We start from the raw sequence: 19428 nt of genomic DNA, 5'->3' as shown, positions 1-19428 counted from the left end.
CTCTAGATGAGACTTCCCATCATTTTAAATGAGTAAGATCCCTCAGAGACGATGAGGTTGATAGGTCCGAGGTGGAAGCGTGGTGACACGTGCAGCTGACGGATACTAATAGATCGAGGACTTAACTTTATTTAAGGTTTGATTGTCTTGAGTATTTCTTATCTAGTTTTGAAGGTACAAAAAAAACACTTGCATTTTATATGAAAAATGCATATAAAATATTTTGTTCTTAAAAAAATACGGTTTAGTGGCAATAGCGAAGAGGTCACACCTGTTCCCATGCCGAACACAGAAGTTAAGCTCTTCAGCGCCGATGGTAGTTGGGGCTTTGCCCCTGCGAGAGTAGGACGCCGCTAAGCAACTTACCCCTTAAAGATAGTGTTATCTTTAAGGGGTTTTTTAGTATAGAGATGGAAACTATAAAAAAAGGGGACATTGTTTTTAATAAGACTAATAAATGTAACAAGACGCTAGAGTGCTTCATTCGGTAGGGCTTATACTCTTCCACGTTGAGTGTGAGTATCACAAGAGAGACCAGTAAGCACTTGAATCAATTAGGCTGAGAGCGAAGTTTTAAACATCTCCGTTTCATATCATGTCTTAAAGTGGAAGTCTAAAGGACGACAGCACCGGGATAACATAAAGAAAGGGATTAGAAACCACACAATGAAACATACAAGTTTATTATTCCCCCTAAAAGCCCAAAACCAAAATCGACTTACCAAAAACCAAGCAAATAAGAGAACCAAGAACCACCACTTATAACTGCGAGTTTTCATTAAATAAAGGAATGAGGATCCTCTAATTAAAGTAAAGTGGATCCTCATTCCTTTATGCTTCAATCATCGCTTTCCAATTAAATTTTCAAAGACTGACCAATTGCCATACTGGTAAGCAAATTTAAAAGGAAAATAAATTCTCGTATAATAATTAAAGAGCTTCCCAAGCTGCATTCATTCCAGCAACTCTTCCAGTGACCATTGCGGATGTAATATTATATCCACCGGTATATCCATGAATATCTAAAATTTCACCACAAAAATACAATCCGTGCATTAATTTCGATTGCATTGTAATAGGAGTGATTTCTTTTGTAGATACACCTCCACCAGTAACAAAAGCTTTTTCAAGTGGTTGGCTGCCATTAATGTCGAATTTGAATTGTTTTAGATCATTTATGAGATTTTTAATCTTTTCCCGGGAAATATTTGCTGTCTTATCATCAGTATTTATGTCATTTTGTGTTAGAAGAAAGTCTAAATATCGTTCGGGAACAATTCCTTTAAATATATTTTTTATGCTCTTTTTAGGATTGTTGTCGATGAGTGGTACATATTGATCATAAATTTCTTGCTCCGTGCGATCTGGTAATGCGTCTATTGACAACGTTACTGTTTTGCTCCCTTTCATCAATTCTTTTACAACAAATTGAGAACATCTTAATACAGCAGGGCCAGATACTCCAAAGTGCGTGAATAGCATGTCCATTTTATGCGTTATAATTGGTTTGCCTTTAGGGTTTAATACGGATAATCCAACTTCTCGAAGAGCAAGCCCCTGTAAAGTTTTTTCTTTAATAAATCTTTCATTGGAAAGAAGAGGTACTTCGGTTGGATAAAGCTCAGTAATCGTATGCCCTGCTTTTTTTGCCCATGCATAACCATCCCCTGTGCTACCGGTATGTGGTACTGCCTTTCCACCAACAGCAAGAATGACTGTCTTTGTTTCAATTTTTTGTTTTGATTTAAGAATCACAGTATGTTTATCATGACCGTAATCAATTGCCTCTACTGGTGTGTTCGTTTTGATTGTGACATCTAGATCATGTAGCCGATTGATTAAAGCATTGACAACACTTTTCGCAGAATTGCTAACTGGAAACATTCGACCATGATCTTCTTCTTTCAACGAAACACCAAGTTCTTCAAAAAAGTCAATAATATCGTAGTTATTGAATACAGAAAATGGACTATATAAAAAACGACCATTTCCAGGAATATGCTTGATAACTTCTTCCTGTGGTAAGCGATTCGTTACATTGCAACGTCCCCCACCAGAGATTGCTAGTTTTTTTCCGAGTTTATTTCCTTTATCAATAAGTAAAGTGCTAGCACCCTGTTCAGCTGCAGCGATCGCTGCCATAAGTCCAGATGGCCCACCACCAATGATTGTTACTTGATAGGACAAATAATTCATTCCTTTCATTCTAACGTTATACTTCCATTCTATCATACTGTTCTAGAGGCCATTGTTCAACTATACGTATCATTACATATGTAGTAAGGTTGCAAAATATTTTAGACTTAAATAATGGTTTATGGAAACAATTTCTGTTTTATCGATGAAATTATGATAAAATAGTAACGTTCGATTATACAATAGATGCAGGTGACAAAATGGCAACATCAAATATAGTACGTGGCACAATGCTACTGACAGCAGGTATTTTTATTTCTAAATTTTTAGGCATGATTTATGTCATTCCATTTGAATGGCTTGTTGGTGAAACAGGCACAGCATTATTTTCTTATGCGTATACGCCATATAACATTATTCTTAGCATCTCAACCGTTGGAGTTCCATTAGCGGTTTCTAAATTTGTAGCAAAATATAATTCACTAGGAGATTATCAAACTGGACGACGGATATTTAAAAATGGTTTATCTCTTATGATGATTACAGGCGTTATATCCTTTCTTGTTCTATTTTTTAGTGCTGGATTTATTGCTAAATTAACACTTGTAGAAGGTAGCACAGGTAACTCGGTTGAGGATGCGACAATGGTAATTCGGATGGTTAGTTTCGCATTACTGATCATCCCAAGTATGAGTATTGCTAGAGGTTTTTTTCAAGGTTATCAATCAATGGGACCAACAGCAGTATCACAAGTAGTTGAGCAAATCGCTCGGATTATCTTCTTATTAATCTCTGCGTATTTAATTGTGCGTGTGTTTGAAGGTTCTATCCCTCTAGCAGTTGGTTTTGCAACTTTTGCAACTTTTATTGGAGCAATTGCTTCTTCAATTGTTTTATACGTCTATTGGAAAAAAAGAAAGCCATATCTTGATAGCAAACTACAAGAACAAGAAAGGTCTTATGATCTACCGTTAAAAGGTTTATTTAAAGAATTGTTTCACTATGCAGGGCCATTTATTTTAGTTGGGATTGCGACATCGCTATACCAAATAATTGATCAGTTTACATTAATCCGTACAATGACATCGATTGGTTATACCCAAGAATTTGCAGAAATTTCCTATACAAGTTTCAACTATCTTGGGCATAAATTAGTCATTATACCAGTAACACTAGCAACAGGTCTTTCATTAGCGATGTTGCCAGCAATTACGAAGTCCTTCACAGAGAATAAACAAGTACAAATGTTTAAACAAATGAACCAAGCATTTCAAATTATTATATTATTTGTAGTACCGGCTGTTGTTGGTTTATCCTTACTTGCGAATGAGGCATACGGATCGTTATATGGACTAGAAACTATTGATATTTCTGGACCACTACTCGCATGGTATGCACCAGTTGGTCTGTTTTTTGCATTTTTTACGGTAAGCTCTTCTGTCTTGCAGGGGATTGAAAGACAACAGTTTGCTGTTATTAGTCTGTCAGCTGGGTTAATAATAAAATTAGTATGTAATATTCCGTTTATTCACCTATTTGGTGCCAAAGGTGCTATCTTTGCAACTATTTTAGCTGTTGCAACGGTGGTTAGTTTGAATTTATGGAAAATAAAAAGATCAGTGGATTTCTCCTTTCATCAAATTTTTAAAAGAACCATGTTGGTTGGTATCTTTGTAACAATTATGGGCTGTGTTGTATGGTTGGCCAAATGGTTTTTAGGATTTTCAATCGTTTATACGGATGGAAGAATGGAGTCGATTATAATTCTTGCTATCGGTGTGATATTAGGTGCTTCGGTATACTTATGGTTGAGTTACGAGTCAACACTATTAGAGAGAGTTCTAGGAAATCGAATTCGAATCCTTGATAAGTTCTTTAAAAGGAAGAGAGAATAAGATAGGAGATGTTTATGAGAATTGATAAATTACTTGCCAATATGGGATATGGTAGTCGAAAAGAAGTAAAAACCCTCTTGAAAAAGGGGATTGTCTTACAGAATGACACTGTTATAAAAAATAGTAGCACACACGTTGATCCCGAAAAGGATACGATAAAGGTATTTGGGGAAGTGGTTGAGTACAAAGAGTACGTTTATCTAATGATGAATAAGCCACCTGGCTATGTATCCGCAACGGAGGATAATCATGACAACACGGTGATTGATTTATTAGAGGCAGAAGATAGTATTTTTCAACCATTTCCTGTAGGAAGGTTAGATAAAGATACAGAAGGGTTATTGCTAATAACAAATGATGGGAAGCTTGCCCATCAGTTACTATCACCTAAAAAGAATATTGGAAAGACGTATTTTGCCCATATACAGGGACGAGTGACAGAAGATGATATTACTCAGTTCAAAGAAGGTGTTACATTAGATGATGGGTATGTTACGAAACCTGCACAATTAAACATCTTAACTAGAGGGGAAATATCTGAAATTGAAGTTACGATCACAGAAGGGAAATTTCATCAAATAAAAAGAATGTTTGAAGCAGTTGGCAAAAAAGTAGTGTATTTAAAACGGTTGTCAATGGGAACATTGCAGCTAGATTCAGATCTACTAGTAGGTGAATACAGAGAATTAACAGATAGCGAATATTCGTACCTAACATCGATTCATAACGGATAAATTCGTTCAAAAAAAATAGGCTGAATAACTCAGCCTTCTTGTATTTTCGACTTAAGAAATTTTAACCTTTTTATTCGTAGTTTTCCATCTACCCCGGATTGGACTAATAACAAGACCATTGTGTTCTAGAACATTTAAGTCCCTTTGTACGGTTCGGTCTGTTATACCAAATTCTTCAGCAAGTTCAGTGGTAGAGACCGTACCTTTTTCTCTAATATAAAGATATTCAGCCTTAACACGAGTTAGCATTCGGGTTGTTGATTGATTCAAAAAACCACTCCTTCAAGTTGTTCCATAAACACGTGGTGAAAAAGAATCTAGAAGTTAATCTTATTTTACACCTTTTTGAACTAAAAGGCTAGTTTTTTGTGTAAATTTACTGATAATTTATAGTATCAATTGTATGCTTGAGGTGGGGAAACATGTACATTATTAGAAGAATAATGAAAAAAATGGTGAAGATTCAAAATAGTGTGATCGTCACTACTAGTTTGCTATTAGTCATTCTATCAACGATACTTATCGTTCAGGTAGAGCCTGAAACCTTCGCTACCTATTTTGATGGATTTTGGTGGGTAATGACAACCGTAACAACGGTAGGGTATGGTGATTTGTCACCTATTACATTTGGAGGACGATTGATCGCATTGTTTCTTTATTTATTTGGAATTGGAATCATCGGAGTCGTGATTGGAAAAGTCGTGGATGGATTAGCAAGCTTTCGGCAAAGAAGAGAGGAAGGTCAGATTATGTATAAGGATAAGCACCACTACGTAATAATTGGTTGGTCCCAAAAAGCTAAATTTGCGATTAAAGAAATGCTTGAAACTATGAAAGAGATCGAAATTATTATCATTGATGATTTAGAAAAAGCACCAATGTTAGCGGAAAACATTCATTATATAAAAGGGAATGCATCGGAAAGGAACACGCTAGAAAAAGCAAATATTACGGAAGCAAAAGCAGTACTTGTTTTTTCAGATGATTCAATTAAGGATGATCAACTAAGTGATGGAAAAACATTATTAGTTGCTTCTGCGATAGAATCGATTGCATCTCATGTTCATACAATTGTGGAAGTAATGGATGAAAACCATATTAAGAATTTTGAATATATGAACGTAGATGAATTTATCCATTCTAATGAAACAATTTCCTCATTATTTGTTCGCTCAGCTTTTAGAAAAGGTATTTCAAGTGTATATAGCCAATTGTTAAGTCGATCTCATGGTGATGATTTATATTTGATACCAACTTTTCCGAAGTGGAAGACCTATAGAGATGCTTTTAATGAGCTGTTAGAATTAGGGGCCACATTAATCGCTGATCATAACAATCTCAGTATTAACCGTATGTTAGACGAACCGTTGCCTAAAGATGCGGAACTATATGTTGTTTGCAATCAAGAAACTCATAAACAATTAATAAAAATATCAAAAACAAAACATTAAAAAGATACATGGTTTCACCTAGTATTGCAATAATAAGAGCTGAATGATGAAAGGAGGAACGACATGGGACAACTTCCACATTATTTTATTGCGATTCCATTGCAACAAAGATTGCAACAATGGCTAAGAGGGTGGCAAAGCCAACTAAAAATGAATGAGTTATTAGCATTTAAACAGTGGACACATGTAGATGACCTACATATAACAATAAAATTTTTAGGTGGGGTTCATGATGATTTACTTTCTGAATTGCTACCTAAGTTAGAATCAATACATTCCTTATCGAAATTTGATTTAGAGATTGGTCACATTGGTAGTTTTGGAAATGAAACACAACCACGAGTTCTGTGGGCGGGTGTCCAAAAATCAGATCGCTTGGATCAACTTCAGCATAATGTAGAGGATACTTGTGCAGAGATAGGTTTTCCGAGAGAAAAACGGGTATACCGTCCTCATATCACACTAGCAAAAAAGTGGAATGGAACAAGACTACAGCCGCAGTACTTTTCTACTATAGCTAAAAATTATATGGATATAAAGAAAACAACTATTGATTCGTTTGTTGTTTATCGGATCCATCCCACTCATTCACCAAAATATGAAATAATCAAAACAATCCAGCTAACGGGGTGAAGTGGAAACATTGGCACAGTTAATAAAAATTTATGATTATATATCAAGATATGAAACAGATATTTTTCATTATCCAGGACGATTTATTCGTTTAAAAAAAGAAAATTGGAAATCCGTTTATCAATTATGGGAGCAAGAAAAACAACAACAAAGTAGTCAAGAAACCAGTCAGCCAATGGATCAGCCAGCTTCGCATATGTTAAATTGGAGACGTTTATTTTCGCGGAAATTAGCAACTACAGAAGAAAATGACCGATATCATCAAGAGGATCGATTGCCTTCAACAGAAAATGCACTTAAGCATTATTTTTTGGATTCTCTTTTCTCGTTTCAATTAAAATGGGCCTCAACGACAGTAGGGGAAATGTCGTTTATTGATCGACAATTATATGATGATTTTAAATTGAAATACTTTTTGACACGGTTTCCAGATACTTGTCTATTATTATACAAGCCTGTATTTAAAGTGAAAAATCAACCAATCGAAGGCGAGATAATACTTGTTTCACCAATTGGTTTGGAAATAATACGTTTCGTTGAAGATGATTCATCAATAGAATTTGTAGAAGGTGACGATCGGACATGGTATAAAGAAAGCAATCATAATCGATCCAAGGTTATTAGTCCTATGATTGATTTAAAAAGAACGGAACATATTGTGAAAAGTATTTTTAAAAATTATGATATTGACTTTCCTATTTATAAAATTATCCTTTCTCGTACAAATACTATAAAATCTCAATTAGAACCATATAATACGATTATTATTGACATAGAGAAACACGACAGTTGGTTACAACAGAAGAAAAACTTAGTGTATCCGCTGAAACATCAACAATTAAAAGTGTGTGAGGTCTTATTGAAACATTGCTACACAGTGTCCAGGAAAAGACCCGAATGGGACGATGATACGGATCATTATTGACAAAGCGATTACTATTTTAATACTATTCTTGTCACATAAGCAGTATTATGCGACATAACTCACCGCTTCCTATAAAAGATGAGTGCTTTAAAGTCGCTGCGGCAATACACTACGCTTTCCACGGGCGGCTGTTGAGCCTCCTCGCTCGTCCCTCGCTGCGGGGTCTCACCTAGGCCTTTCCTCCCGTAGGAGTCTCCGCGTATTGCCTCCGCTGTTTGTGTGATCTAAAGTTTTATTGATTATTTCTTAATTAAACAAAACAAAATAATAGCTATTAATTAAAAGATAAGAAAAATGAATCCATTCGTTTGTCTATTTCGAACGAATAAAAAAAGATATTTTACAACTTGACAGCACTCAAAGAGTAAGTATACAAAATGCATTGTTTAACAGGCATACATCTATTACTAATCAGGAAACATCATTTAGTGGAGGCAGAATACGGAGACTCCTATGGGAACAGCACGAGCTGAAGATCCACTTGGTAAAGTGGGGTTCTTTACCAAGTTAGCTGAGGCCGTGCCCATGGAAAGCGTAGTATTCTGCCGAAACGATGGTAGAGCACTTCTTTCAATCAGAATGTAAGAAAGTAATAGAGCCAAGATATGTCGCATAATACTGCTTATGCGTCGTAACATTGGATGAAAGTTTATGAATTGTCCTAATATAACACACATCATGAGGAGTCGGAAGAATGTATATAATGATAATAAATAAAGTGGCTGGTAATGGTAGGGGTTTACGTGTGTTCGAAGAGGTGAAAAGCAGTCCATTGTATCAGAAACATGATTGTCGAGCATTTTACACGGAATATGCGGGGCATGCGGAAAAATTGGCAGAACAATTAGCTAGTCTACATGGCGATCGGATTGAAACGATGGTTGTTATTGGCGGTGATGGAACAATGCATGAAGTGCTTAATGGGTTATCCAATTACTCGATGGTACCAGTTGCTTTTATACCAGCAGGAACAGGTAATGACTTTTCTAAAGGTTATCAAATTAATGGCTCACCATTACAAATTTTAGAAAACATCATGGTAACCAAGCGAAAGCGGCAATTCTATCCAGGTACGTATGTCGTTAATCAAAGAACGAGTAAGGCAAGACGTGTGTTCGCCAATAGCATTGGATTTGGTTTTGATGCAGAAATTGTGGAAGAAAATAATAAATCAAAATATAAAGGATGGCTCAGTCATTTAAAATTAGGTTGGTTTAGTTATGTTGTTTCCCTGCTAAAAGTGTTAAAGAATTTCACACCAAAAACGATTGAGGTAACGATTGATGGTGATAAACAACGTTTAGATGATGTATGGATGGTAACAGTAACCAATCACCCTTATTATGGTGGTGGCATGAAAATTGCACCTAATACAACAGTTCAAGGTAGTAGCTTTCCATTACTAATTATGCGTGAGATCCCAGCATGGAAGGTGCTATTATTTTTTTTGACAGTCTTCATAGGAAAGCATATACACTTTAAAGAAGTGTCCATTTACGATGTGACAGCAGTTGAGATAATAGCTCAGAATCCTATTTATTACCAAGTGGATGGACAAGCAGGCACTTGTAAATCATGTCAAATTTCAAAAAATGCGAGCAAAAGAGTGTTGTTTGGGGGCAATTCCAAAAAAATATCTTGAAATCATATCCTCACTTAAGTTAATCTAATTTTATAGGTCTCTTTGCACGTCTTGATAAGTAAGGTATGGATTTAATTATGGTTTTAAACACTATTCAATGAAATTTATGTATAGATTTGAGGAATTGCAGGTGAAAGGTTTGGAACATATTCTAGGTAAAGATTGGACGATCACACCAGCTGGCGGATCCACTGGTGAGGCTTACTATGCACACAGCGAGAGAAAAAGACTTTTCTTAAAACGTAATTCTTCTCCTTTTTTAGCAGTATTATCTGCTGAAGGCATTGTTCCAAAGTTGGTATGGACAAAGCGATTGGAAAATGGAGATGTTATCACTGCTCAACAATGGTTGGAGGGGAGAGAACTTTCTCCAGAAGAGATGAAGCATCCTAGGGTTGCCAAAATGTTAAGTAAAATTCATCATTCCTCAGAATTATTAGATATGCTCATGAGAATTGAAGTTAATCCAATTAATCCAAACCAAATGTTAGCAAGTTTGAAGCAACAAATTAAAGAAGATGGCGTTACTAATGCTCGTATTGAAATTCACCAAGCACTTAAATATTTAGATCGAATGACCCCTTATATAAATTCTAATCACCAAGTTGTTTGTCATTGTGATATGAATCATAATAATTGGTTGCTTTCTAATGATGATCAACTATATTTAATCGATTGGGATAATGCAAGGGTAGGAGATCCAGCCATGGATATTGGAACGATCCTACTGGAGTATATTCCAGAAGATGAATGGGATGATTGGTTAGATCATTATGGTGCAACAAAAGACCAGCATTTGTTGAACAGAATGTATTGGTATTTAATTGTCAGAACCATTACCTATTATATTTGGAATGGTCAAAAGGGAAAAAATAAAGAAGCCGCTCATCAACTAAATGAGCTTAAGCGGCTTATTAAAAAAGTAAATTAATGGGTATTCGAGGATTGAATTACATTCACCCAGTTTTTTAAGTTTGCTTGATTGGTTATAATATGTTCATCAAGGTTTTGAGCGTTCTCACCTTGTTTACTGTAGTTATATATTTCCGGTAATAATTGTTGTAATTGTTGGTCATTAACAGCATTGTTTGCCATGATTGATTGTGCGATCCTTTTTATCTGTTGGCATTCAGATACACTTCCACAACAATCTTCTGACTGTTCACTTAGTAGGTCATTTAGAACATTTAATTGATCATCAACATTTAGAGACATTTTAACACACCATCCTTTGGTCATAGTATCAGCAAAAGATCCTTTAAATATGCAAGTGAAAGGCTGATGTCATTCAGTCTTTTTACTTTTTAATCGCTTGATAATAGTTGCTTTTTTACAAACAATAATGATGACTATAAAATTGATTCCGGTGCAACCGTCCGCAAGACTCCACTTTCAAACAAGTAGGAGTATACTTTCGTTACACACGGTTGGTTCAAGGTAACAATCTGTTTGGGATGCCCTAAGCGAGTGTTTACCTTAAATAAAATGATAAGAGGAGATACAATATGCGTGCGCGTAATAAACCATGGGCAGATGATTATCTTAAAGAGCATGATGAGGTTGTCGTCCAAGCCCCCTTTGATAACAAAAATAAGTGGCAAGATTTTTTCGGTAATGATCAACCAATACATGTGGAAATAGGTACAGGAAAAGGTCAATTTATCGTAGGCATGGCCGAACAATTTCCAGAAGTTAACTTCATTGGGATAGAGGTTGCTAAAAGTATTATTGTAAGTGCCGTGCAAAAGTCATTGGACTCGGGACAAAAGAATATTCGCCTTATTAATGTGAATGCTGAAGATTTACGTGATTTATTTGGGGAGAACGAAATTGATAAGATTTACTTAAACTTCTCTGATCCATGGCCAAAAAGTCGACATGAAAAACGGAGATTAACTTATCATACCTTTTTAGAGCAGTATCAACATGTATTAAAACATGATGGAGAAATTGTATTTAAAACAGATAATCGAGGGTTATTCGAATATTCGTTAGTTAGTTTTTCTAAATTTGGTATGGAGTTAGATGAGGTACTACTTGATTTACATGCTTATGAAGATCCAAAGAATGTTATGACAGAATATGAAGAAAAGTTCTCTGCAAAAGGTCAATCCATTCATCGATGTAGGGCACATTTTCCACATAGAAACTGAAATATAATTTCAAAAACGGGGTACATATTGATGTACCCCATTTTTGTGGTTGATATATATGGTGCAACCGTCGGTAAGTCATTAGATAGTTGATTGATTTTTAAACGTCGAAGCCAATATAAACTCCGACGTAATTTTTATATAGAATTTTTTGGAATAGAAATTTTAACTAGCTTCACGTTCTGCCACTTCAATAACAGATCCTGTATCCGCATCTACAAAGAATTCATATTGATGATTTTGGCCATCAATGGTACGAGTAATTCCTCCATGATATACAGTGTAGTTTAAACCGTTTTTATTTAATTCTTCAGGCTTCATATAAATCCAAGAGCCACTAATCGGCCCTTCTTTTCTAAATGTTTCTTTTACTGATCGTAAGGCACTTTCGGGGCTAATTGGGCGATTATTAACTTGCTCAGCAATCACATATCCCGCAAGTGCACCTAGTCCAGCTGAGATCAGTACTTTTTTCCAGTCCATAAATGTCACCTCGTGTTTAAAATTTTAGTATTAGTATACTAGAAATAAGAGAAAATAGAAAACGTAACAATGATTAAAAGTTGGAAACCTGTACATAAATCAGATACAATATACGGTGGAGAATAAGTTGGAGGTATTACATATGAATACAAAAACACAGCAATTATTTCGGACATTGACAGAATTACAAGGTGCCCCAGGGAATGAACATCTTGTAAAAAACTTTATGAAGCAAAAATTAGAAAATTACGCCGATGAAGTGATTCAAGATCGTTTAGGAGGCGTGTTTGGTATAAAGAATGGTACTGGCCCTAAAGTAATGGTTGCAGGTCACATGGATGAAGTAGGCTTCATGGTTACACAAATCACCAAAAATGGTATGATTCGATTTCAAACACTTGGTGGATGGTGGTCACAAGTACTATTAGCACAACGCGTACAAATTATGACAGATAATGGACCTATTACTGGTGTTATTGGATCGATCCCACCACATAATTTAACACCAGAACAGCGAAAAAAACCAATGGAATTAAAGAATATGCTGATTGATATTGGGGCAGATGATGAAGAAGATGCCAAGAAAATTGGCATAAAACCAGGTCAACAAATTGTACCAATCACACCATTTACACCAATGGCAAATGAAAAGAAAATCCTTGCCAAGGCTTGGGATAATCGTTATGGATGCGGATTGGCACTTGAATTGTTAGAAGAATTACAAGGTGTAGAAATACCAAACCAGTTGTATTCTGGTGCAACCGTTCAAGAAGAAGTAGGATTACGTGGCTCTCAAGTAGCTGCCAATATGATAAAACCAGATATTTTTTATGCTTTGGACGCATCTCCAGCAAATGATATGTCAGGAGATGATAAAGAATTTGGACAATTAGGAAAAGGTGCACTGCTACGTATATTTGATCGTTCCATGATTACGCATCGAGGGATTCGAGATTTTATTCTAGATACCGCTGAATCAAATGATATTCCGTATCAGTACTTTATATCACAAGGTGGAACAGATGCTGGTAGAGTCCATCTTACAAATGAAGGGGTGCCGTCGGCTGTAATCGGTATTTGTTCTCGTTATATCCATACTCATGCTTCGATGATTCATGTGGATGATTATGCTGCAGCAAAAGAGTTATTAATCAAACTTGTAAAATCAACAGACCAAACTACTGTGGAACAGATTAGACAAAATAGCTAACCTACTCGGTTTAGCTGTATTGTCGCTTAAAGGGACTTGCTATCAATCAGGATAGTAAGTCCTTTACCATGGAATAGAGGATGAAAACGATGAAAATTTATATAGGCTCAAAAAATCCCACCAAAATAAAAGCTGTACAGAATGTCTTTGCTCATGCAGAGGTAGAAGAGGTTGATGTAGAGTCGAAAGTGTCCCTACAACCTTACTCTGATGAAGAAACGTTAGAAGGTGCAATCAATCGTGCAAGGGAGTGCGCGGCTAAGTCCACCAGTGCCATCGGTATTGGGTTAGAAGGCGGTGTGATGGAAATGGATGGAGCTTTGTTTCTTTGTAATTGGGGGGCACTTGTAGATGAGACTGGTGAAACCTTTACAGCAAGTGGAGCTCGAATTCCGTTACCAGAAGAAATCAAACAACAATTAGAAAAAGGGATAGAACTCGGTGAAATTATGGATGCCTATACGCAAAAAAAAGATATTCGAAAAAAACAAGGTGCAATTGGAATTTTTACAAACGAATTTGTTGGTAGGGAAGAAATGTTTACACATGTGTTAAAACTATTGAAAGGTCAATATGAGTTCTATTTACAAGAAAAGCGCTGAATATTCAGCGCTTTTTCAAGGTACCCATATTCCTATTTGTAAATATAGTGTAATACATCCAATGCTTGGTCGACTGTCTCGACAGTAATATTTGCTTTATTAGATAATTCTTTTAATGGATGGACGAGTGATTCGGGTCTAATTAGAATAGTTGGTTTATTTAATGCTAAAGCTGATGCTGCATCCATTGCAGTATTCCATTGTTTGTAATTTTCACCAAACAGCGCAATAACAGCATCCGCTTTTTTCATTAATATTTCTGTCCTAAAATTATTAACTGCTGAGGCAGCATCATCCCTGTATGATTTGCCAGGTTGTTTTCCTAATATTTTTTCACCAATATCATCAGACAAATCGTGATTCTCCTGAGGACCAACGAACGTAATCGGTAATCCTTTGTCTTTCGCTTTGTCTTTTAACTGTTGACGCCAATCATCATGAATTTGTCCAGCTAAATACACAACTAAATCCATACTTATCCCTCCTTTGTAAAAAACTTTATGGTCATTATATAATGATTTTGTCTTACTTACAAAAGTTGGAAATTCGACAATCCTTGTCAAATTTTTATTTCATAGTATTATAGAGAAGGGGAAATAGGAAAAGTTTATAAGGTAAACACTGGAGTTTACGCCTATTTGTAGGAGGAAAATGGATGAAAAAAACAGTTACAGTCTTATTTGTAGTGGTTGGAATTTTTTTAGCTGGATGTAATCAGTCAGAAGATGAAGTATTCACCGATACGAAAGAAATTGCAGAGACGATGTTCAATCAACAGGATGTGGAGACAAATACAGAATTAGAACATTTCACTTTGTTTATACCAAGTGGTTTCGAAGTTGTAGAGGAAACAACAAATAATGTCACACTTGAAAAAGGTGACCAACCATATATTTTATTTTACAACCCATTAGAAAGCACAAAGAGTGAATTAAATTATCAAAAAGCTGCGGATTCAGGTGCTTATATTTTATTAGAGGCATTTGAAGATGATGAACGATTTGGTTATTTAGGTGTTCGTTCTGAGGATGATGTTTATGTACTCGAAGTTGGAGTGGGTAGGGTTAAAATTACGACAAGAACAAAACTGAAGTCGATTGATGACAATACAGAACAGATGATGAAGATGGCTAACTCGATTGCTTATCGTTCCCATCAATAACCTAAAAATACTTGTTAGAAAGGATGGAATAAATGCAACAACTACAATCCATAGAGCAATTTCGTGATAAAATTAAAACTGGTAAGACAATTTTTCTTTTCACCGCAGACTGGTGTCCAGATTGCCGTGCGATTGAACCAGAATTACCCGAAATAGAACAAAAGTATGATCAGTTTTCATTCATACACATTGATCGGGATCTGTTCATTGACATTTGCCAGGAATATGATGTGTTTGGCATACCTAGTTTTATCGCTTTTCATGATGGAGAAGAAATTGGAAGACTTGTCAATAAAGATAGGAAAACAAAAGAGGAAATTGAATCTTTTATAGAATCACTTGACTAATCTATAGAGACACTAATATGGATTGTTATGGCTAATTAGTTGTTTACACGATCATGTCTTGCTAAAATAGCACGAGGTTATTTTCTTCCTTTAAGGAGGGATTCGAATGAAAATGACAAGTATAAAAATGAAAAAACTACTTGAACAACGGATGCAACACGAAGACTGGAGAACCTCATTTAATCGTGATAAAGATACCTTTCGAATTGAATGGAAAGACACTCAAAAGGGGATAACGATTACACTACCAAATGTTATTGCTAAATATGAACAACAGGGCGACCAAGCAATCGATGATTTAGAATATCACGTAAAAGAAGCTTTAAACATAATGAATCAAACACAGGAATTAACAGGAAAGGAAAAAAGTATTTTTCCTGTTATTAGGGCGACATCGTTTCCTACCAAAACGAAAGCAGGGAAAGAGTTGTTGTTTACAGATCATACAGCTGAAACACGTGTTTATTATGCATTAGATTTGGGCCGTACATACCAGTTAATTGATAAATCAATGATAGAAGCAGAAGGTTGGACGCTCGAACGTTTAAGAGAAATTGCTGCGTTTAATATCCGTTCATTGGAGACAACTCCTAACATAGATACAGTTGCAGGGAACGATTTTTACTTTATCGCTAGTCAAGATGGATATGATGCAAGTCGTATTCTAAATGAGTCACTTTTGGAGGAAATGCGAGCTAATAGTAAGGGAGAACTGGCTGTTGCAGTGCCACATCAAGATGTGCTTATCTTTGCAGACGTACAAAATGATATGGGATATGACATACTGGCTCAAATGACAATGAAGTTTTTCGCTGAAGGTAGAGTTCCAATCACATCATTACCATTTATTTATGAGGATAAGAAATTAGAGCCTATCTTTATTTTGGCAAAAAACAAACCGAAAAACACATAGAATAAAAAAAGGAAGTGGAAATGTGGATGTTTTTTATAACGAACAAGGAATTGGTGATGTACTAATCTTCCCAATTAAACAGGGAAACCGTTATGAAATTAACTCGGAACGTTTTGGGGATATTGTTAAAATAACAGACCAACAAAATCAAGAGGTTTTAGGGTATAATATTTTTCGTGCGTCAAGCTATTTTTCACTTGATGGTGCAGGGAAAATAATGATTACAGAAGAGTTATTGGATCAAATGAAACAAGTATTTAAACAAAATGGTCTGGATGATGTACTTGATTATGATATAACACCAAAATTTGTTGTAGGTTATGTAAAGGAAAAACAAGCCCATGAAAATGCAGATAAGTTAAGTGTCTGCCAAGTTGATTTGGGAGAAGAAGAAGTGCAAATCGTATGTGGAGCTCCAAATATCGATCAAGGTCAAAAAGTTGTTGTTGCCAAAGTAGGTGCAATCATGCCGAGTGGTATGGAAATTAAACCAACGAAATTAAGAGGCGTAGCTTCCCACGGTATGATCTGTTCACAAAAAGAATTAGGATTACCAAATGCACCAAAAGAAAAAGGCATTTATGTATTAGATGACCAGTATAAACCTGGTCAAGTATTTGAATTTTAATGTTAAATCGATTTTTATACCTTTGTCATTGCTTAAAACAAGCTGACAAAGGTATTTATGCTATTGGGGGAAGAATATCTTCTGGATTGGACGTCTGTATAAAGCCTCTTCAAAAATGAAATAAAACTGATAAAATAAAGAGAAATGATTACATAAGAAAGAGTGTCGTACATGTGGAAACAGTTAAAAAATAAGTTTATAAAATGGTTTGAATCGGAACCTCCAAATGATGTGAAGCAGCAAACACAATTAAGGCATTATACTATTGAGGAACAACAATCAATAAAAAATATCGAAACAAAAATGTCTTACAAATATCCTAGTGATGATAAGGTCTTTCAATTAACGGAGTCAGCTATCCCTAATATACCAAATCGAACAAAACGAACCACTAAACAAAATGTAATACCACAGGAAGAAGAAATAGGTCTTAAACCTAGGTCCCGGGAGGAACACGTTACTAAACAAAAAACGAGAAACGTAAACGAGGCTGATTCAACCAAATCGGTTCAAATAAAAAATCACCAACAGATAGACGAAAAATTCACACCGACCGATGTACCCTCACCAATTTATGGGTTTCAGCAACGACCTAAGGGAGAAGAGCAAGAATTACAGATTCCAGCATATATTAGAAAAGATAAAGTAGGGACAAAAGACACAGAACAAGGTAGTGAAAGCGAACAAGAACAGACGATGTCCAGCCCTTTACACGAGACAGTAGAGCCGATCAAGCAGCAAGAGCAATCCCCTAATAGACAAGAGCAATGGTTGTTACGAGATGAGGTTCAAACTCAAGGGGAGAGTATGGAAGAAGCGGAAGAAAAACAGGAAGTGCTGCAACAAGACAGCGACATTCAAGAACAACAATCAACCATTCAACAACAGTCGAATGATCAGGAGACATCGACGGTAGACGGTGAGAGCGAAAATGTCCAACAACAACCAAAAACAAATGTTAAACCATTTAATGTCATCATGACTCCAAGAGATAAGAAACAAGCATTGCAACAACGAGCACAAACACGGTCAAAAACAATAGCCAAAAAAAATCAACCAGTTCCACTTCACTTATTAAATGATCGGACGGAAACAATGCAGGATGACACGGGATGGATAGAGGAACAAACGGATTTGTTGGAAACGACTTTAAGGCATTTTCATATCAAGGCAAGTGTAGTAGATGCAGTTAGTGGGCCTGCAGTAACCCGTTTTGAAATACAACCAGAACCAGGTGTGAAAGTAAGTAAAATTAAAAATTTATCGGATGATATCAAACTAAATTTAGCTGCCAAAGATATCCGGATTGAAGCACCAATTCCTGGAAAAAATACGATAGGGATTGAAGTTCCAAATCGTGTTTCACAACCAGTAATGCTACAGCAATTATTTGAATCAGAGGGTTTTCGAGCCAACCCATCCCCACTAACAGTAGCTTTAGGTTTAGATATTGCGGGCAGCCCAATTATGACGAATTTAAATAAAATGCCACACGGTTTAATTGCGGGTGCTACAGGATCTGGAAAAAGTGTCTGCATCAATACGATCTTGGTTAGTTTATTATACAAAGCAAATCATGAGGATGTACGTTTCTTATTGATTGATCCTAAAATGGTTGAGTTAGCACCATATAATGATCTTCCGCATCTCGTTTCACCAGTTATCACAGACGTTAAAGCTGCTACCAAAGCCTTGAAATGGGCCGTTGAGGAAATGGAAGAGCGCTATCAAAAGTTTGTCCATGAAGGGGCACGAGATATTGAACGGTATAATCAAAAAATGATTCAACAAGATCGTGAGCATGAAAAAATGCCATATTTAGTTATCGTAATTGATGAACTTGCTGATTTAATGATGGTTTCCCCACATGATGTAGAGGATGCTATTTGCAGAATTGCTCAAAAAGCACGAGCAGCGGGAATTCATTTACTATTAGCAACCCAACGCCCTTCAGTGGATGTGATCACAGGTCTAATCAAATCCAATATTCCAACCCGGATTGCTTTTAGTGTAGCATCTCAAGTAGATTCCAGAACCATGATCGATACAAGTGGTGCTGAAAAATTACTAGGAAAAGGGGATATGCTGTTTGTTGAAAATGGTGCAAGACAGGCAGTAAGAATTCAAGGTGCTTTTGTTTCTGATGAGGAAATTGAGAGAATCACAGGACACATTAAAAAGTTACATCCAACCAATTATTTATTTGAACAAGAACAATTACTTCAGCAAATAGATACGGAAGAGGAAAAAGATGAACTATATCAAGAAGCTGTTGAATTCGTTATGCATGAAAATAAAGCAAGTACATCGTTGCTGCAACGACGTTTCAAGATAGGGTACAACCGTGCGGCTCGATTAATTGATCAAATGGTACAGGCGGGGATTATCTCTGAACAAAACGGGAGTAAACCACGCGATGTCTTAGTGACAGAAAAGGATGTAGAAGATCTACTAACATGATGATAAAGTCTTAACAATTTGGTAACACTTTTAACAACATAGATTTACTTTTAA

At 35.9% G+C, this 19428-nt stretch carries 20 protein-coding genes and 2 rRNA genes; 17 read left to right on the top strand and 5 right to left on the bottom strand.

Annotated elements, in window-relative coordinates:
* Nucleotides 1-129, top strand: a 23S ribosomal RNA gene (locus FCI53_RS19490); the annotation flags it as partial.
* Between the two features lie 114 nt (nt 130-243).
* Nucleotides 244-359, top strand: a 5S ribosomal RNA gene (gene rrf, locus FCI53_RS19485).
* 571 nt (nt 360-930) lie between these two features.
* Here rrf and FCI53_RS19480 read toward each other — a convergent pair.
* The gene (locus FCI53_RS19480) at nt 931-2187 is read right to left on the bottom strand and encodes a BaiN/RdsA family NAD(P)/FAD-dependent oxidoreductase (protein ID WP_138420675.1); all 1257 of its coding nucleotides are present in this window, start codon (nt 2185-2187) and stop codon (nt 931-933) included.
* Between the two features lie 209 nt (nt 2188-2396).
* Here FCI53_RS19480 and FCI53_RS19475 point away from each other — a divergent pair, with 209 nt between their 5' ends.
* Together FCI53_RS19475 and FCI53_RS19470 are read left to right on the top strand one after the other, a co-directional pair.
* The gene (locus tag FCI53_RS19475) at nt 2397-4031 is read left to right on the top strand and encodes a putative polysaccharide biosynthesis protein (protein WP_138420673.1); all 1635 of its coding nucleotides are present in this window, start codon (nt 2397-2399) and stop codon (nt 4029-4031) included.
* Nucleotides 4032-4045: 14 nt separating this feature from the next.
* A complete protein-coding gene (locus FCI53_RS19470; RefSeq protein ID WP_138420672.1) occupies nt 4046-4765 on the top strand; it encodes a pseudouridine synthase in 720 nt (239 codons plus the stop codon).
* 51 nt (nt 4766-4816) lie between these two features.
* On the opposite strand, the gene FCI53_RS19465 is transcribed toward FCI53_RS19470, so the two are convergent.
* Nucleotides 4817-5035 (bottom strand): DeoR family transcriptional regulator, encoded by a 219-nt coding sequence (locus FCI53_RS19465; RefSeq protein WP_138420671.1) that lies wholly within the window; start codon nt 5033-5035, stop codon nt 4817-4819.
* 152 nt (nt 5036-5187) lie between these two features.
* On the opposite strand from FCI53_RS19465, the gene FCI53_RS19460 reads away from it, so the two are divergent.
* The 5 genes from FCI53_RS19460 to FCI53_RS19440 all read left to right on the top strand — a co-directional run bounded on the left by FCI53_RS19460 (nt 5188) and on the right by FCI53_RS19440 (nt 10347).
* Nucleotides 5188-6216, top strand: a complete 1029-nt coding sequence (locus tag FCI53_RS19460) for an ion channel (protein WP_138420670.1) — start codon at nt 5188-5190, stop codon at nt 6214-6216.
* Nucleotides 6217-6279: 63 nt separating this feature from the next.
* A complete protein-coding gene (gene thpR / locus FCI53_RS19455; RefSeq protein ID WP_138420669.1) occupies nt 6280-6849 on the top strand; it encodes an RNA 2',3'-cyclic phosphodiesterase in 570 nt (189 codons plus the stop codon).
* Nucleotides 6850-6859: 10 nt separating this feature from the next.
* Nucleotides 6860-7774, top strand: coding sequence for an NERD domain-containing protein (locus FCI53_RS19450; RefSeq protein ID WP_138420668.1), 915 nt, complete (start codon nt 6860-6862; stop codon nt 7772-7774).
* A gap of 694 nt (nt 7775-8468) precedes the next feature.
* A complete protein-coding gene (locus FCI53_RS19445; RefSeq protein ID WP_138420667.1) occupies nt 8469-9416 on the top strand; it encodes a diacylglycerol/lipid kinase family protein in 948 nt (315 codons plus the stop codon).
* 139 nt (nt 9417-9555) lie between these two features.
* Entirely contained in the window at nt 9556-10347 is a 792-nt protein-coding gene (locus FCI53_RS19440) for a phosphotransferase (protein WP_246050160.1), read from the top strand.
* Here the strand turns inward: FCI53_RS19440 and FCI53_RS19435 are convergent.
* On the bottom strand, nt 10344-10631 hold the full coding sequence (locus tag FCI53_RS19435) for a YtzH-like family protein (RefSeq protein ID WP_138420665.1): 288 nt from the start codon (nt 10629-10631) through the stop codon (nt 10344-10346). The genes FCI53_RS19440 and FCI53_RS19435 overlap by 4 nt on opposite strands.
* Nucleotides 10632-10921: 290 nt before the next feature.
* On the opposite strand from FCI53_RS19435, the gene trmB reads away from it, so the two are divergent.
* On the top strand, nt 10922-11569 hold the full coding sequence (trmB, locus tag FCI53_RS19430; RefSeq protein WP_138420664.1) for a tRNA (guanosine(46)-N7)-methyltransferase TrmB: 648 nt from the start codon (nt 10922-10924) through the stop codon (nt 11567-11569).
* 165 nt (nt 11570-11734) lie between these two features.
* On the opposite strand, the gene FCI53_RS19425 is transcribed toward trmB, so the two are convergent.
* Entirely contained in the window at nt 11735-12052 is a 318-nt protein-coding gene (locus FCI53_RS19425; RefSeq protein ID WP_138420663.1) for a PepSY domain-containing protein, read from the bottom strand.
* A gap of 142 nt (nt 12053-12194) precedes the next feature.
* On the opposite strand from FCI53_RS19425, the gene FCI53_RS19420 reads away from it, so the two are divergent.
* Nucleotides 12195-13262 carry a M42 family metallopeptidase gene (locus tag FCI53_RS19420; protein WP_138420662.1) on the top strand — a complete coding sequence of 356 codons (1068 nt, stop codon included), beginning with the start codon at nt 12195-12197 and terminating at the stop codon, nt 13260-13262.
* A gap of 89 nt (nt 13263-13351) precedes the next feature.
* Nucleotides 13352-13864, top strand: a complete 513-nt coding sequence (locus tag FCI53_RS19415; RefSeq protein WP_138420661.1) for a DUF84 family protein — start codon at nt 13352-13354, stop codon at nt 13862-13864.
* 32 nt (nt 13865-13896) lie between these two features.
* Here the strand turns inward: FCI53_RS19415 and FCI53_RS19410 are convergent, their stop codons facing one another.
* Nucleotides 13897-14337, bottom strand: coding sequence for a YtoQ family protein (locus tag FCI53_RS19410; RefSeq protein ID WP_138420660.1), 441 nt, complete (start codon nt 14335-14337; stop codon nt 13897-13899).
* Between the two features lie 182 nt (nt 14338-14519).
* Here FCI53_RS19410 and FCI53_RS19405 point away from each other — a divergent pair, with 182 nt between their 5' ends.
* The 5 genes from FCI53_RS19405 (at nt 14520) to FCI53_RS19385 (ending at nt 19374) form a co-directional block, all read left to right on the top strand.
* A complete protein-coding gene (locus tag FCI53_RS19405) occupies nt 14520-15026 on the top strand; it encodes a hypothetical protein (RefSeq protein WP_138420659.1) in 507 nt (168 codons plus the stop codon).
* Between the two features lie 32 nt (nt 15027-15058).
* Nucleotides 15059-15373: a thioredoxin family protein gene (locus tag FCI53_RS19400; RefSeq protein WP_138420658.1), complete on the top strand. Its 315-nt coding sequence runs from the start codon at nt 15059-15061 to the stop codon at nt 15371-15373.
* A 106-nt stretch (nt 15374-15479) separates the two neighbouring features.
* Nucleotides 15480-16286, top strand: a complete 807-nt coding sequence (locus FCI53_RS19395; protein ID WP_138420657.1) for a DUF1444 domain-containing protein — start codon at nt 15480-15482, stop codon at nt 16284-16286.
* A gap of 22 nt (nt 16287-16308) precedes the next feature.
* Nucleotides 16309-16914, top strand: coding sequence for a YtpR family tRNA-binding protein (ytpR, locus tag FCI53_RS19390; RefSeq protein ID WP_138420656.1), 606 nt, complete (start codon nt 16309-16311; stop codon nt 16912-16914).
* A gap of 171 nt (nt 16915-17085) precedes the next feature.
* Nucleotides 17086-19374, top strand: coding sequence for a DNA translocase FtsK (locus FCI53_RS19385; protein WP_138420655.1), 2289 nt, complete (start codon nt 17086-17088; stop codon nt 19372-19374).
* Nucleotides 19375-19428 lie beyond the last annotated feature (54 nt).

Source organism: Aquibacillus sediminis (assembly GCF_005870085.1).
Taxonomy (GTDB): domain Bacteria; phylum Bacillota; class Bacilli; order Bacillales; family Amphibacillaceae; genus Aquibacillus_E; species Aquibacillus_E sediminis.
Note: the sequence above shows the minus strand (reverse complement) of the source record. Positions and strands in the feature narration are given on the sequence as shown.